Source organism: Actimicrobium antarcticum, assembly GCF_039536745.1.
Lineage (GTDB): Bacteria > Pseudomonadota > Gammaproteobacteria > Burkholderiales > Burkholderiaceae_D > Actimicrobium > Actimicrobium antarcticum.
The window spans coordinates 169,515-182,650 of the sequence record NZ_BAAAZE010000008.1 but is presented as its reverse complement, the minus strand read 5'-3'; the positions used below and the strand labels follow the sequence as shown (position 1 = coordinate 182,650).

The window sequence follows — 13,136 nt, the reverse complement described above, 5'->3', positions numbered from 1 at the left end:
CAGGAATTCGGCAAATGTGGCCCGGCATGCGGCGCAATGCGCTACGCTTGTTGACGCGCCATCAGCAACGAGCCCCCCATGACACGCTATGCCCTGTACTTTGCCCCTCCCTCCGCGTCGCTCTGGTGGCAGGCCGGTTGTCGCTGGCTGGGGCGCGACCCCGAAGGATTGCTGGAGCAGCTCGACCCGCACGCACCCCGGCGAGACCATGCGCGCCGCTACGGTTTTCATGCGACGCTGAAAGCACCATTCCGGCTGGTCGATGGCGTCACCGAGGCGCAGTTGCTGGCGCTGGTGCGCGAGGTCGTCGCCGATCAGGTACCGCTGCAACTGCAAGCACCGGCAATCGGTTTGCTCGGAGATTTCCTGGCGCTGCTGGTGGCGGGGCCACATGCGGACAGTGCCGCGCTGGCGCAGCGCTGCGTCAGTCAGGTCGATCCGCTACGCGCACCACCAACGCCGTCGGACCTGACCCGGCGCCGCAACGCGGGATTGACTGCGCGCCAGAATGCGCTGTTGCAACGCTGGGGATATCCGTACACCGAGGAGGAGTTTCGCTTCCACATGACGTTGAGCGATAGCCTGGCGATGGTCGATCCGGCAGCGATCGCGGCAATGCGCATGGCGGCGGGACTGGCCTTTGCCGGGGCGATGACTACGCCATTGATGCTGGAGGGGGTTGCGGTATTCCGGGAGGATGTTGCAGGAGCGCCGTTCAGACTGATTGCGCGCTGTCCGTTTGGCGGGGCGGCAGTTAGTCGGCAGCCGGGGTGACCGCGTCATCCGGCGGCTGTCACTGCCGGATCGACGCTGGTTGGTATTCTGATGCGGTGATCAGTGCGAGCGAATCATCGTCCCGAACGCCTGCTCGGTGAGCACTTCCAGCAGCAGCGAATGCTCGATACGGCCGTCGATGATGTGGACCGTGTTGACGCCAGACTTGGCCGCGTCCAGCGCTGACGAGATCTTCGGCAGCATGCCGCCAGAGATGGTGCCGTCGGCGAACATTTCGTCGATTTCCCGCGCTGACAGATCGGTGACGAGGTTGCCGCTCTTGTCCATCACGCCGGGAATATTGGTCATCATGATCAGCTTTTCGGCTTTCAGGATTTCGGCGATTTTGCCGGCGACCAGGTCGGCATTGATGTTGTAGGCCTGACCGTCTTCACCAAAACCGATCGGCGAGATGATCGGAATGAACGCATCATCCTGCAGCGCCTTGACCACGGCCGGGTTGATCGCATCGATTTCACCGACGAAGCCGATGTCGAGGAATTGCCCCGGATTTTCACGGTCGGGCATTTTCATTTTGCGGGCGCGGATCAGGCCGCCATCCTTGCCGGTCAGACCGACAGCCTGACCGCCGTAGTGATTGATCAGCATCACGATGTCTTGCTGGACTTCGCCGCCGAGCACCCATTCGACGACTTCCATGGTTTCTTCGTCGGTGATGCGCATGCCCTGGATAAAGCTGCCCTGCTTGCCGATTTTTTTGAGTGCGTTGTCGATCTGCGGCCCACCACCGTGTACCACTACCGGATTCATGCCGACCAGCTTGAGCAGGATCACGTCGCGTGCGAAGCCATGCTTGAGGCGTTCATCGGTCATTGCGTTGCCGCCGTATTTGACGACGATGGTTTTGCCGTGGAATTTACGGATGTAGGGCAACGCTTCGGCCAGGATTTCGGCCTTGATTTGCGGCGAGACCGAGAACAGGTCAGGGATGGAGTCGGACATGGCAATTCCCAAAATGGATTGCGGCGATTTTACAGCGAAACTATTCGCCGATAGCGGGCAATTTCTTGTTTTTAATGCGTCGTTCGGTTAGCCTTTCGCGCAAACCACAACGGCCGTCAAGGCCAGATACAGAGCCAACTCCATGAGCCCGACCCTGCACCAGGAACTCGATGCACTGCGACCGGCGCTATTACGCTTCGCCATTCTGCAACTGCGTAACGTCACGCTGGCCGACGATGTGGTGCAGGACGCACTGATCGCGGTCCTCGAAAAACCCGAACGCTTCGCCGGCCAGTCGTCGCTACGCACCTACGTCACCGGCATCATGAAGCACAAGATCATCGATGCGCTGCGTGCTTCCGGCCGGGTACGGCAGTTCGATATCGGCGAGGATCAATCGGAAGACGACGTGATCGATGCGCTGTTTGCCGCCGATGGCCATACGCATAGCAAGCCACGGCCCTGGGGCAATCCGGAGGACTCGCTGGAACAGAAGGATTTTTTCCGTGTCATGGAAATTTGCCTCGAAAAACTGCCTGCCAAAACGGCGCGGATATTTTTGATGCGCGAATGGCTGGACCTGGAAACCGATGAAATCTGTAAGGAACTGGAAATCTCCACGTCTAATGCCTGGGTGATGTTGTATCGCGCACGCTTGCGACTGCGCGAATGCCTGGAACTGAACTGGTTCGGCAACTTGCCGGCTGCAACGGGACGATAAGGACACTGCTTGAAACTGAAACCAACCTGCCGTGAAGTCCATCAACTCGTGTCCGAAGGGATGGATCGCGAGCTCACTTTTGTCGAGCGTGCGCGCATGCGCTTTCATTTACTGATGTGCGGTGCCTGCACCACCTTCATTAGACAGATGGGTTTTTTGCGCGGCGCGATGCAGCACTTCGAGATACCGGCCGATGCACCGGCCGATCCTGTAAAACCGGCACCGGCACCGCCACCGCGCGAACCGGAATGAGCATTTGCCCACGCTGCAGCGCCGTCTTCGGTTGCGGCATGACCGCCCCCGCAGCACCGGGTCCGTGCTGGTGCACCACGCTGCCGACACTGCCGGCGGACCTGCTGGGAAGCACGGCGGCGCTGTGTTTCTGCCCCGACTGCCTGCGTTATCTGATCGATCATCCGGCGCCGCCAGTGTCCCTGGAGGCGCATCGAGTTTTGTAGGTTGGGCTGCAAAGCCCAACATGCGTCAAATTGCAGAGCGGCGTTCGGTAGCGGCAATGGTTTGCACATGATTGCGACGGCGCTAAAACCTTGCTGGATACCAACGACCGCGCAGGATGGTTGACGCCTGTTGGGCTTTGCAGCCCAACCTACAGGCCGACGCGTGATTTGATCGTCGGGAGCCGGCGCCAACCTGCCGAGAGGGTTGTTGTGCGGTGGTTATTCGGCAGTTTTGTAGGTTGGGCTGCAAAGCCCAACATGCGTCAAATTGCAGAGCGGCGTTCGGTAGCGGCAGTGGTTTGTGCATGATCGCGACGGCGATAACACCGTGCTGGATACCAACGACCGCGCAGGATGGTTGACGCATGTTGGGCTTCGCAGCCCAACCTACAGGCCGGCGCGTGATTTGGTGGTCGGGAGCCGGCGCCAACCTGCCGAGAGGGTTGTTGTGCGGTGGTTATTTGGCAGCGCAGTTACGCTGTTCAACCTTGCCGATGGTTGCCGCCAGCTCGATGACGCCAGCGACCGCGGCTTCATCGACATCGCGCAACTGAAAAGCGATCTTGGCTTTGCCACGGCTGCCGATACGGCCGGTCCGCACGCCCTGCCTGCTCACTTCGTCCAGATGAAATTCAGCCGCAGCGCGGCTCTTGAAAATACCCAGCGAAATGGCGTATTGAAACTCGCCGGGCGTTTGCAATATATATAAATCCTTGATGCCGAGCCGCTTCAATTCGGCCAGCTTGCGATCCGCTGATTCCTTGTCGCCCAGCGAAGGGATGTAGACGATATTGCTGGTGGTATCGACCACGCGACGGCGTGTCATTGGCGCGTTCAGCGCCAGCGCACTGACGCCCGCATCGAAACGACTGGCTTCGGCTTCCGTGAAATCGCCCAGCTCGACACAGACCGGCGCGGCAACTGCCACCGGTGCAACAGGTGCAACAAGCGCAACAGGTGGCGCTGCGGCCGTGACCGGAGTGGCGACAGCAACCGACATCATCAGTATTTTTTCAGGGGTTATCTGCTGCTGCATCCGCTGGGGTTCGGGCGCGTTGGGCAGGATCGCATCGAGCGCGCCGCGCTGTACCGCAAACAGTACGGCATTGATCAGCAACAGTAACCAGAACAGAAATTTCAGCATGAGGGCGCGCTCAGGTGGGTGGCCTGCAAACCAAGCAGTACCAGGTTATCGACATGCGTCATCGGGACCGACAGCGTGGCCATGACCGCCACCGCCGCACCACCCGACAGGATGCAGCGCGCACCGGGATGCGCGGCCAGTGCGCGTTCGATGGCACCGGCTTGCGCGCTCAGGCAACCACTCAGGATGGCGTCGTCGGTATTGTCGGCAAACAGCGGTGGCACCACGAAGGCCGCGCCGATCTGCGGCAGCTGTGCAGTATGGCGCGCCAGCGACGTCGCCATCAGGCCCAGCCCCGGCAAAATCATCCCGCCCATGAAATCACCGGCCGCGCTGACCGCGTCGATGGTGGTGGCGGTGCCGCAGGTGACGACCAGCAGCGCCTGCGCCGGAAACAGCGCCCGCGCGCCGATCATCGAGGCAAAGCGGTCGCAGCCCAGCTGTAGCGGATTGCGATACCCGTTGCGCAAGCCAGCAGCATTCGCGCTGGAGGTAAACCATTGCGGCGTCACGCCCAGCGTGTCGTGCAGCAGCTGCGCGAGTCGTTCACGCACGGCGGGACCGGCCACATTGGCGACCACGACACGGTTGGCGCCGCAGTGCTGCCATACCTGCGCCAACGTCGCCACGTCAGCCTGCAGCACTGCACCCGAGGCCAGCCATCCGGCATCGACCCGGCCATCGCCAGAACACTTTGGTAACGCGCGATGCGGGTCGACCAGCGCCCATTTGATCCGTGTATTGCCGGCGTCGACGAGCAGCAGCATGGTCAGGATTTCAGGGCACGCAGCGAGACATCGCCGGCCACGATGGCTTTGCGGCCCTGTGGGGTGTCGAGCAGCAAGCGGCCCTGTGCATCGACGCCGAGCGCAGTGCCTTCGGCCTGGATCTGGCCGCGATCGATGATGCTGACCTGCTGGCCGCGATACAGGTGCAGCGCATTCCAGCGTTGGGCGAAGACACTGAAGCCGTATTGTTCGAATTCCTGCATGGTCAGGCATAGCCGGTCCAGCAATGCCGCCATCAGCAGGTCGCGGTCGAGGCCGACACTGTCAGTGAGCGTGGCCACCGGCTGCCCGATGCGCGCCGCCAGCGCGGTATCGCCGGAGAGGTTGATGCCGATGCCGATGACGGCCCAGAGTCGCTGGCTGTCTTGCTTGTCGAGTGCGGTTTCGATCAGGATGCCGGCCAGTTTGCGGTGTTCGCACAAGACGTCGTTTGGCCATTTCAGTTGTACCGGCAGGCCGAGGCCATCGAGCACTTCGGCAATCGCGACACCCACTGCCAGCGGCAAACCGACCAGTGCCTGCACCGGCATGCGCACGCGCCACGCCAGCGAAAACGTCAGCGATGCGCCGCGGGCGGAATGCCAGGTGCGTCCGGCGCGACCACGGCCGGCGTGTTGCTGCTCGGCGATCAGCAGCAGCGGCGCATCCAGCTGGCCCAGCCGCGCCAGCAGGTCGGCATTGGTCGAGCCGGTCTCGGCCACCGCTTCGATGGCCAGGCCGGGCACGGCGGTATGCAGTGCGGCGGCGATACGAGCAGGGGAATAGAGCGGTGTCATGCCGGCATTGTAGCGGCTGCAGTGACGACGCCAGCGATCTCACTTACACTGCCCCCATGCAAAAACCCGTTGCTCCCGCCCTGACCATTGATCCCGCCCGACCGTCCACGCTGTGTGCCACTGGCACCTGGCAGGTGCATGCGCTCTCCGGCGCGGGCGTGTTCGGGCAACTCGACGCGAGCCTGGGCGGCATCCGGGACGCGGATCGGGCGGAATGGGACTTGACGCAGGTGACCGCGCTCGACCACATCGGCGCACAGTGGCTGTGGAATACCTGGGGCAAGGTGCGGCCCGCCAAACTGGTGCTGGGCGACGGCCAGGAGGAGTTTTTCCAGCGCCTGCAGGACGCCGGGACGCTGACGCTGCCGGAACCGCCGGCAGTGCGCTGGATGACGATCGCGGCGCTCGGCGCCAGGATGCAGGGGTTGTCGGAACACCTGTGGAGTTTTGTGGGCCTGATCGGGCAATTCGTGCTCGACATGCGCCGTTTTCTGGCGGACCCGCGACGCGGTCCCTGGAAAGAAATTTCATCCAACATTTATCACATCGGTTTCCAGGCTCTGGGGATTACGGCGCTGGTCGGGTTTCTGATTGGCGTGGTGCTGTCGTATTTGTCGGCGCAGCAGTTGCATTCGTTTGGCGGCGACATTTATCTGGTCAACATTCTAGGCATGAGCATCATCCGCGAACTGGGCCCGCTACTCGCCGCGATTCTGGTGGCTGGTCGGTCCGGTTCGTCGATCACGGCGCAGCTGGGCGTGATGCGGGTCAACGAAGAACTCGATGCGATGCTGGTGATGGGATTGCCCCACGGCTTTCGATTGATCCTGCCGAAAGTGCTGGCGCTGGCGATCGCGATGCCGCTGCTGGTCATCTGGACCGACACGATGGCGTTGCTGGGCGGGATGGTCGCGGCCAAACTGGAACTGGGCCTGTCGCCGCGCTACTTCATCCACAAGTTGCCCGATGCGGTGCCACTGGCGAATTACTGGATCGGTATCGGCAAGGGTGTGGTGTTTGGCAGCCTGATTGCGCTGGTAGCGTGTCACTTCGGCTTCCGGATCAAGGCCAACACCGAGAGCCTCGGTGCCGGTACCACCAGCTCGGTGGTATCGGCCATCACGGTGGTGATCCTGGCCGATGCGGTGTTTGCGATTGTCTTTAACGGCGTGGGGTTCTGATGGCTACGCCCATCATCGATGTGGCCGGACTGTGGACCACGTTCGGCAAGACCGTGGTGCACGAAGACCTCAACCTGCAGGTCGAACAGGGCGAGGTGGTGGCGCTGGTCGGCGGTTCCGGTTCCGGCAAGACCACACTGCTGCGCCAGATGCTGGGACTCGAAACCCCGACCCGCGGCACCGTCACCATCTTTGGTGACAACCTGCAGGAAGCCGACAGCGCGCGCCTGCAGCAGATGCGCAACCGCTGGGGCATGCTGTTCCAGCATGGCGCGCTGTTTTCGGCGCTGACCACATTCGACAATGTGGCGCAACCGATGCGCGAATTGCGCACGCTGCCCGAAGACCTGATCCGCGATGCGGTACTGTTGAAGTTGCAGATGGTCGGGCTGACACCGGCGGATGCGCTGAAGATGCCCTCGGATCTGTCGGGCGGCATGGTCAAGCGGGTCGCGCTGGCACGGGCGCTGGCGCTGGAGCCGGAGCTGCTGTTTCTGGACGAACCCACGGCCGGACTCGACCCAAGTCTGGCGGATAGTTTTGTGGCGCTGATCGCGTCGTTGCGCGAGGCGATGCAGTTGACCGTGGTGATGGTCACGCATGACCTCGATACGCTGCTGGCGCTGTCGACACGGATTGCGGTATTGGCCGACAAACACCTGATTGCCTACGGCTCGGCGCAGGAAGTGATTGCGGTGCCGCATCCGTTTATCGAACAATTTTTCCTGGGCGGACGCGGCCGTCGCGCGCTCCAGGTTCTGGATCAACATGGAGGACCTCATGAGCCATTGCACGAAGCCACCTAACTACAAACACCAAGACCACCATGGAAAATAAATCCCACGCACTGATCGCCGGTATTTTTACGCTGGTGCTACTGGTGGCGGGCATCCTGCTGGCGATGTGGTTCAACCGCGACCGGGTCGAGCGCGTGCCCTACGAAATGGCGACCAAGCTGTCGGTACCCGGACTGAACCCGCAAGCCGACGTGCGCTATCGCGGCCTGGATGTCGGCAAGGTCGATGAAATCACGTTCGATCCGAAAGTGCCGGGTCAGATCCTGATCCACATCAGCGTCAAGCCCGACACCCCGGTCACGACATCCACCTATGGCGTGCTTGGTTATCAGGGCGTGACCGGCATCGCGTATGTGCAGCTCGATGACGATGGCGTCAATCCGGTCAAGCTACCCAGCTCGAAAGACCAGATTGCCCGCATTGCGATGCGGCCCAGCCTGCTGGACAACCTGCAGAACCGCGGGCTGGCGATCCTGAAACAAACCGAAGAACTGACGCTGCGCCTGAACACCCTGATGACCCCGGAAAACCAGGCGCTGATGCTGGGTGCCTTCACCAATGTCAGCAAGGCGGCGATCGCCATCGAAACTATTCCGCGCCAGCTGGAACCCACCCTGTCGACCTTGCCGGCACTGACTGCACAAGCCAACCGCACGCTGGTGTCGGTCAATACGCTGTCGGGCGATGTCAGCAAACTGACGAACAATCTCAATGGACTGAGTAACAAACTGCAGTCTCCCGACGGTGCGCTGGACCGGCTGGCACTGACGATCGATCAGCTCGGTTCGGTGGCGAGCCGGATCGAACTCGAAGCGCTGCCGCTGAGCGGCGATGCCCGCTCGACGCTGCGCGCGCTGGACCGCACGCTGGAGACGTTCAACAATCGCCCGCAAAGCATTCTGTTCGGTGCCGGTCCCGCTACGCCCGGTCCGGGCGAAGCCGGCTTCGTGGCGCCGGCCCGATGAACCGGCACGGCGCTCTTTTGCAGATCGGATTCCGTGTGATTTTCAACTTGTCAGGAACGCCATGAATCGTTCGTTTCGCCTCCCCTGCCTGCTGCTGGCCGGCCTGCTGTTGCTGGCCGGATGTGCGACCACAACCCGTCCGGTTGCGCTGTTCGATCTCGGGCCGCTGCATCCGGTAACCCATGCGGTCCCCGGCGCGGCACTGGCGCTGCCACCTCTGAGTATTGCCACGGCCACGTCGTCACCGTTTCTGGACAGCCCGCGCATGGTTTACCGGCTGGCCTATGCCAATGACCAGCAACCACATCAGTACGCCGAGAGCAGCTGGACCATGGCACCGGCCCCGATGCTGGAACAGCGCCTGAAAGCGCGTCTCGGCCAGGTCGGCAATCCGGTCGTCGCAGGCTCAGACGGTGCGATCAATGTGCCGCTGGTGCGCCTTGATACCGATGAATTCGTGCAGGTGTTTTCGTCACCCACGCAAAGCGACGCCCGCGTGACGGTACGGGTTGCGGTCTTCAATGGCCGCATCCTGCTGGCCCAGAAAACCTTCACGCAGCAACGTCCGGCAGCCAGTGCCGATGCGGCCGGTGGTGCCCGTGCACTGGCCGACGCCAGTGACGCGCTGATCACCGAGCTGGTCGGCTGGCTGGCTACGCTGCCGCTGCCGCCGAAAAAATAATGACCGACAGCGCCAGCCACGATGCGCATGCCACCGTCCCGCCGGACGGATCGGTGTTCGTGCGCCTGGCGTTGTTCGGTTACGCGCTGCTGATCCTGTATGCCAGCCTGTATCCGTTCGTCGGCTGGCAAAGCCATGGCCTGCCGCCATTGGCCTACGTGAGCGCGCCGCTGCCGCACTACTGGACCGTCTTCGATGTGGTGACCAATGTGGCGGCGTACATGCCATTCGGCATGCTGCTGGTGCTGGCGATTTATCCGCGCATCCGTGGCGCGCTGGCATTGCTGGTAGTGCTGGGCGCCGCCGTCCTGTGGTCCGGCTCGATGGAAGCGGCGCAGACATTTTTGCCCACGCGGGTGCCGTCCAACCTGGACTTGCTGACCAATGTGGGCGGCGCGGTCGTGGGTGGCCTGATCGGACTGCTGAGCAGCGGCTTTTTGCTGGGACAGAGCCGCTTGCAGCTGCTGCGCCGGCGCTGGTTCCTGCCCGAAGCCAGCCGCGGCCTGATCGTGATCTGCGCCTGGCCACTGGCACAGATTTATCCGCAAGGTTATTTGTTTGGCCAGGGCCAGCTGATGCCGATTCTGTCGGATTGGGTCTCGGACCTGGTTGGCAATCCGGTTGATCTGGGCGGCCTGTTACGTCCCGATCTGCTGCTCAGCGCCGAACAATTCTGGCTGTTTGAAACCATCATCACGGCGTTCGGCATGACCGGCGCGGTCCTGACGCTGCTGTGCCTGCTGCGTAAAAAAGCACCGCGCTGGATGCTGGCGCTGCTGACCATCGTGCTCGCACTCGCCGTCAAGTCGATGGCCACGGCGCTGCTGTTCGCACCCGAAAATGCCTTCGTCTGGCTGACACCGGGTGCACGCGGCGGTGTGCTGCTGAGTTTGCTGATGCTGGCCGCGCTGGCCTTCGCGTCGCAAAAAATCCAGCGCCGCAGCGCCGTGCTGATGCTGCTGATCGGTTTGCTGGCAGTGAATTTCATTCCGCCGAATCCGTATTTTCTGGCGACCTTGCAGGGTTGGGTCCAGGGCAAATTCCTTAGTTTTAACGGCGCTGCACAGTTCCTGTCGCTGGTGTGGCCGTTCTTTGCGCTCTGGTTTCTGATGCATCCGGTGCACCGGGTCAGGGCCGCCGGCTGACCAACTTGCTGGACAGCGCCGTTGCTAACGTATGATGCACGTCTGCCACTTTTTTCCGGACTCTTCCTATTTTTAGCGAGCGATCATGGACAACACACCGTATTTCGAACAGCACGTTTTCATTTGCATGAACCAGCGCGAGGATGGCCGCCCCTGTTGCGGCGACCGCGGTGCCCAGGCGGCGCAGAAGCACGCCAAAAAACGCCTGAAAGCACTCGACCTGAATGGCCAGGGCAAGATCCGCATCAACCAGTCCGGCTGCCTCGACCGTTGCGAAGAAGGACCGGTACTGGTGATTTATCCGCAAGGAACCTGGTACACCTACATCGATACCGACGACATCGATGACATCATCGACACCCATCTGATCGGCGGCGAGATCGTCGAGCGCCTGAAAATTTGAACCAGCACTGCACGGGACCCACTGCATGAATGCCCACACCCAGCCATTTACCATCACCGGCGCGGCCGGCCAACTGGAGTGCGCACTCGACCTGCCGGATACCGATACCGACCCGAGCCCACGCGGCATCGTGCTGGTGGCGCATCCGCATCCGCTGTATGGCGGCACGATGGACAACAAGGTGGCACAGACGCTGGCGCGCGCTTTTGTCAGCATCGGTTACGCGGCGGTACGGATGAATTTTCGCGGCGTCGGCAGCTCGGCTGGCGTGCATGACGAAGGCCTGGGCGAAACCGATGACATGGCAGCACTGCTGGACCACATGCAGCAACAGTTGCCGGGCTTGCCGTTCGCGCTGGCCGGGTTTTCATTCGGCACCTTCGTGCAGGCGCAATTGCAGCAGCGCCTGATCGCGCAAGGCACCCCCGCCGAACGGCTGATTCTGGTCGGTGCGGCGGCCGGCAAATGGGCCATGCCAGCCATCCCGGCCGACACCATCCTGATCCATGGCGAGCTCGACGACACGATTCCGTTGACCGCGGTGCTGGACTGGCTGCGCCCGCAAGACATTCCGGTGCTGGTGGTGCCGGGCGCGGATCATTTTTTTCATCGCAAATTGCAACATATCAAGAACAGCGTAGTCGAAGCATGGCACCGCTGAGTTTGACACTTCCCTGGACGTTATAATCGCGTCAAGTTGTTTGTCCGGCTTCTCGCCTTCGTCCCACCCCGCCGCGGCCATGCCGGCACGGCGTTTTACAGTGAACATTTTGATGAAAATCCTTGTTGTAGCCATTGCTGCTACCGTCTTCTCGTTGTCGTCTGCATTTGCACAAACCATCCCCGCCCCCATCGTCGCCGCCAAGTCGTGGCTGCTGCTCGACACCACCAGTGGCCAGGTGCTGGCGTCGCAAGATCCCGGGATGCGGATCGAACCGGCGTCGCTGACCAAGATCATGACGGCTTACGTCACCTTCCTCGCCATCAAGGAAAAACGGCTCGACCTGAAGCAAATGGTGAATGTCTCGGTACGCGCCTGGAAAGTCGATCCCAGCAGCTCGAAAATGTTCATCGATCCCGCCACGCCGGTTTCGATCGATGACCTGTTGCATGGCCTGATGATCCAGTCCGGTAACGACGCCGCAGTCGCGCTGGCCGAAGCCGTCGCCGGTACCGAAGAAGCCTTCGTCGTGCTGATGAACCGGGAAGCCAAGCGCATGGGGCTGACCGCTACCCAGTTCGGCAATCCGCACGGCTTGCCGAGCAAGGAAAATTATTCGACCGCGCAAGACCTGGCGACACTGGCCTCGCATGTGATTCGCGACTATCCGGAGTTCTACAAGATCGATTCGATCAGGAGCTTCACTTACAACAAGATCACGCAACCGAACCGCAACCGCCTGCTGTGGCTGGACCCGACTGTCGATGGCATGAAGACCGGGCATACCGAAGCCGCCGGCTATTGCATCATCTCGTCGGCGAAGCGTCCCAACGGCAGCGGCGAACGCCGGCTGGTGTCGGTGGTTCTGGGTGCCAATTCGGACCAGAGCCGGACCCAGGAAAGCCAGAAGCTGCTGAACTGGGGCTTCCAGAATTTTGACACCGTCAAGCTGTATGCGAAGAACCAGCCGGTCGAAACGCCGGTGATCTGGAAAGGCACTGGCAAGACCATCAAGATCGGTTTCACGCAGGATGTGTATGTGACGGTGTCGAAGGGTGTCGCGGCAAAAATGAAGCCCGTGCTTGAGCGCAAGGACCCGTTGGTTGCACCGATTGCCGCCAACAGCAAGGTCGGCGCCATGAAGATGATGGTCGATGGCAAAGCGATTGCAGAATTCCCGATCGTGGCGCTGGAAACCGTCGGCGAAGCCGGTATTTTTGGCCGCGCCTGGGATTCGATCCGGCTCTGGATTAACTAATCAGGTCACATCGCATGGGCATGCAACTGCCCGTGCGATGTGATTGTCGGGTCCCCCGCAAGCCCCGTCTTGCATGGCCGAAAATGGCTAGACGCTGTTCCGCCCCTCGGCGTATAACAACGCCATGCATCGCTCTCCCCCGATCTCCTCCAGCCCATCAGCCCGTTGGGCTTTGCAGCCAGCCCTTTCAAATTGGGCGTTGTCTGTAAATTTCACCATGCAAACCACCGACTGTAGGTTGGGTTGCCAAGCCCAACATGCGTCAAGCTATCTCGGCTGCCGGCTTGGTCGCACTCAGTCGTAGGTTGGGCTGCGAAGCCCAACATGCGTCAGGTTGCTTTGCGGGTCGCGGCGACGCGGGGGTTGCGGGCTGCGGTCTGCGGTAGCTAAAACGGGTTGCGCTCCGTGGAGGCAAGCCGG

At 61.7% G+C, this 13,136-nt stretch carries 16 protein-coding genes; 12 read left to right on the top strand and 4 right to left on the bottom strand.

Features of this window, described 5'->3' with window-relative positions:
* Positions 1-78 precede the first annotated feature (78 nt).
* On the top strand, positions 79-774 hold the full coding sequence (locus ABD720_RS08625) for a DUF1045 domain-containing protein (RefSeq protein WP_344762866.1): 696 nt from the start codon (positions 79-81) through the stop codon (positions 772-774).
* A gap of 60 nt (positions 775-834) precedes the next feature.
* Here the strand turns inward: ABD720_RS08625 and argB are convergent, their stop codons facing one another.
* On the bottom strand, positions 835-1,737 hold the full coding sequence (argB, locus tag ABD720_RS08620; RefSeq protein WP_344762865.1) for an acetylglutamate kinase: 903 nt from the start codon (positions 1,735-1,737) through the stop codon (positions 835-837).
* Between the two features lie 142 nt (positions 1,738-1,879).
* Here argB and ABD720_RS08615 point away from each other — a divergent pair, with 142 nt between their 5' ends.
* From ABD720_RS08615 to ABD720_RS08605, 3 genes are read left to right on the top strand one after another with little or no spacing between them, the layout of a single operon-like run.
* A complete protein-coding gene (locus tag ABD720_RS08615) occupies positions 1,880-2,458 on the top strand; it encodes a sigma-70 family RNA polymerase sigma factor (RefSeq protein WP_344762864.1) in 579 nt (192 codons plus the stop codon).
* A 9-nt stretch (positions 2,459-2,467) separates the two neighbouring features.
* Positions 2,468-2,710: a zf-HC2 domain-containing protein gene (locus ABD720_RS08610; protein ID WP_344762863.1), complete on the top strand. Its 243-nt coding sequence runs from the start codon at positions 2,468-2,470 to the stop codon at positions 2,708-2,710.
* The gene (locus ABD720_RS08605; RefSeq protein ID WP_344762862.1) at positions 2,707-2,916 is read left to right on the top strand and encodes a cysteine-rich CWC family protein; all 210 of its coding nucleotides are present in this window, start codon (positions 2,707-2,709) and stop codon (positions 2,914-2,916) included. The genes ABD720_RS08610 and ABD720_RS08605 overlap by 4 nt, the downstream gene beginning before the upstream one ends.
* 457 nt (positions 2,917-3,373) lie before the next feature.
* Here the strand turns inward: ABD720_RS08605 and ABD720_RS08600 are convergent, their stop codons facing one another.
* The 3 genes from ABD720_RS08600 to ABD720_RS08590 are packed head-to-tail and all read right to left on the bottom strand — an operon-like array spanning position 3,374 to position 5,624.
* Positions 3,374-4,060 carry an SPOR domain-containing protein gene (locus ABD720_RS08600; protein WP_344762861.1) on the bottom strand — a complete coding sequence of 229 codons (687 nt, stop codon included), beginning with the start codon at positions 4,058-4,060 and terminating at the stop codon, positions 3,374-3,376.
* Positions 4,054-4,827 (bottom strand): type III pantothenate kinase, encoded by a 774-nt coding sequence (locus ABD720_RS08595; protein ID WP_344762860.1) that lies wholly within the window; start codon positions 4,825-4,827, stop codon positions 4,054-4,056. The genes ABD720_RS08600 and ABD720_RS08595 overlap by 7 nt, the downstream gene beginning before the upstream one ends.
* 2 nt (positions 4,828-4,829) lie before the next feature.
* Positions 4,830-5,624, bottom strand: a complete 795-nt coding sequence (locus ABD720_RS08590) for a biotin--[acetyl-CoA-carboxylase] ligase (protein WP_344762859.1) — start codon at positions 5,622-5,624, stop codon at positions 4,830-4,832.
* Between the two features lie 56 nt (positions 5,625-5,680).
* Here ABD720_RS08590 and ABD720_RS08585 point away from each other — a divergent pair, with 56 nt between their 5' ends.
* The 8 genes from ABD720_RS08585 to ABD720_RS08550 all read left to right on the top strand — a co-directional run bounded on the left by ABD720_RS08585 (position 5,681) and on the right by ABD720_RS08550 (position 12,716).
* Complete coding sequence (locus ABD720_RS08585; protein WP_344762858.1) at positions 5,681-6,805, top strand: MlaE family ABC transporter permease; 1,125 nt, start codon at positions 5,681-5,683, stop codon at positions 6,803-6,805.
* Positions 6,805-7,611, top strand: a complete 807-nt coding sequence (locus ABD720_RS08580) for an ABC transporter ATP-binding protein (protein ID WP_344762857.1) — start codon at positions 6,805-6,807, stop codon at positions 7,609-7,611. Before ABD720_RS08585 ends, ABD720_RS08580 begins: the two co-directional genes overlap by 1 nt.
* A gap of 20 nt (positions 7,612-7,631) precedes the next feature.
* Positions 7,632-8,567, top strand: coding sequence for an MlaD family protein (locus ABD720_RS08575; protein WP_344762856.1), 936 nt, complete (start codon positions 7,632-7,634; stop codon positions 8,565-8,567).
* Between the two features lie 61 nt (positions 8,568-8,628).
* Entirely contained in the window at positions 8,629-9,249 is a 621-nt protein-coding gene (locus tag ABD720_RS08570; RefSeq protein WP_344762855.1) for an ABC-type transport auxiliary lipoprotein family protein, read from the top strand.
* A complete protein-coding gene (locus ABD720_RS08565) occupies positions 9,249-10,394 on the top strand; it encodes a VanZ family protein (RefSeq protein WP_344762854.1) in 1,146 nt (381 codons plus the stop codon). Before ABD720_RS08570 ends, ABD720_RS08565 begins: the two co-directional genes overlap by 1 nt.
* Before the next feature lie 85 nt (positions 10,395-10,479).
* Entirely contained in the window at positions 10,480-10,797 is a 318-nt protein-coding gene (locus tag ABD720_RS08560; protein WP_344762853.1) for a (2Fe-2S) ferredoxin domain-containing protein, read from the top strand.
* Between the two features lie 25 nt (positions 10,798-10,822).
* Complete coding sequence (locus ABD720_RS08555; RefSeq protein WP_344762852.1) at positions 10,823-11,458, top strand: alpha/beta hydrolase; 636 nt, start codon at positions 10,823-10,825, stop codon at positions 11,456-11,458.
* Between the two features lie 112 nt (positions 11,459-11,570).
* Positions 11,571-12,716, top strand: coding sequence for a D-alanyl-D-alanine carboxypeptidase family protein (locus ABD720_RS08550; protein ID WP_344762851.1), 1,146 nt, complete (start codon positions 11,571-11,573; stop codon positions 12,714-12,716).
* The last annotated feature ends 420 nt before the right edge of the window (positions 12,717-13,136 follow it).

Excerpts from the sequence above, each read along its gene's own strand:
- ABD720_RS08625 (WP_344762866.1), top strand. The coding sequence starts at position 79 with ATGACACGCTATGCCCTGTACTTTGCCCCTCCCTCCGCGTCGCTCTGG.
- ABD720_RS08560 (WP_344762853.1), top strand. The coding sequence starts at position 10,480 with ATGGACAACACACCGTATTTCGAACAGCACGTTTTCATTTGCATGAAC.
- ABD720_RS08585 (WP_344762858.1), top strand. The coding sequence starts at position 5,681 with ATGCAAAAACCCGTTGCTCCCGCCCTGACCATTGATCCCGCCCGACCG.
- ABD720_RS08550 (WP_344762851.1), top strand. The coding sequence starts at position 11,571 with ATGAAAATCCTTGTTGTAGCCATTGCTGCTACCGTCTTCTCGTTGTCG.
- ABD720_RS08570 (WP_344762855.1), top strand. The coding sequence starts at position 8,629 with ATGAATCGTTCGTTTCGCCTCCCCTGCCTGCTGCTGGCCGGCCTGCTG.
- ABD720_RS08605 (WP_344762862.1), top strand. The coding sequence starts at position 2,707 with ATGAGCATTTGCCCACGCTGCAGCGCCGTCTTCGGTTGCGGCATGACC.
- ABD720_RS08590 (WP_344762859.1), bottom strand. The coding sequence starts at position 5,624 with ATGACACCGCTCTATTCCCCTGCTCGTATCGCCGCCGCACTGCATACC.
- ABD720_RS08555 (WP_344762852.1), top strand. The coding sequence starts at position 10,823 with ATGAATGCCCACACCCAGCCATTTACCATCACCGGCGCGGCCGGCCAA.
- ABD720_RS08600 (WP_344762861.1), bottom strand. The coding sequence starts at position 4,060 with ATGCTGAAATTTCTGTTCTGGTTACTGTTGCTGATCAATGCCGTACTG.
- argB (WP_344762865.1), bottom strand. The coding sequence starts at position 1,737 with ATGTCCGACTCCATCCCTGACCTGTTCTCGGTCTCGCCGCAAATCAAG.
- ABD720_RS08615 (WP_344762864.1), top strand. The coding sequence starts at position 1,880 with ATGAGCCCGACCCTGCACCAGGAACTCGATGCACTGCGACCGGCGCTA.
- ABD720_RS08575 (WP_344762856.1), top strand. The coding sequence starts at position 7,632 with ATGGAAAATAAATCCCACGCACTGATCGCCGGTATTTTTACGCTGGTG.
- ABD720_RS08595 (WP_344762860.1), bottom strand. The coding sequence starts at position 4,827 with ATGCTGCTGCTCGTCGACGCCGGCAATACACGGATCAAATGGGCGCTG.
- ABD720_RS08580 (WP_344762857.1), top strand. The coding sequence starts at position 6,805 with ATGGCTACGCCCATCATCGATGTGGCCGGACTGTGGACCACGTTCGGC.
- ABD720_RS08565 (WP_344762854.1), top strand. The coding sequence starts at position 9,249 with ATGACCGACAGCGCCAGCCACGATGCGCATGCCACCGTCCCGCCGGAC.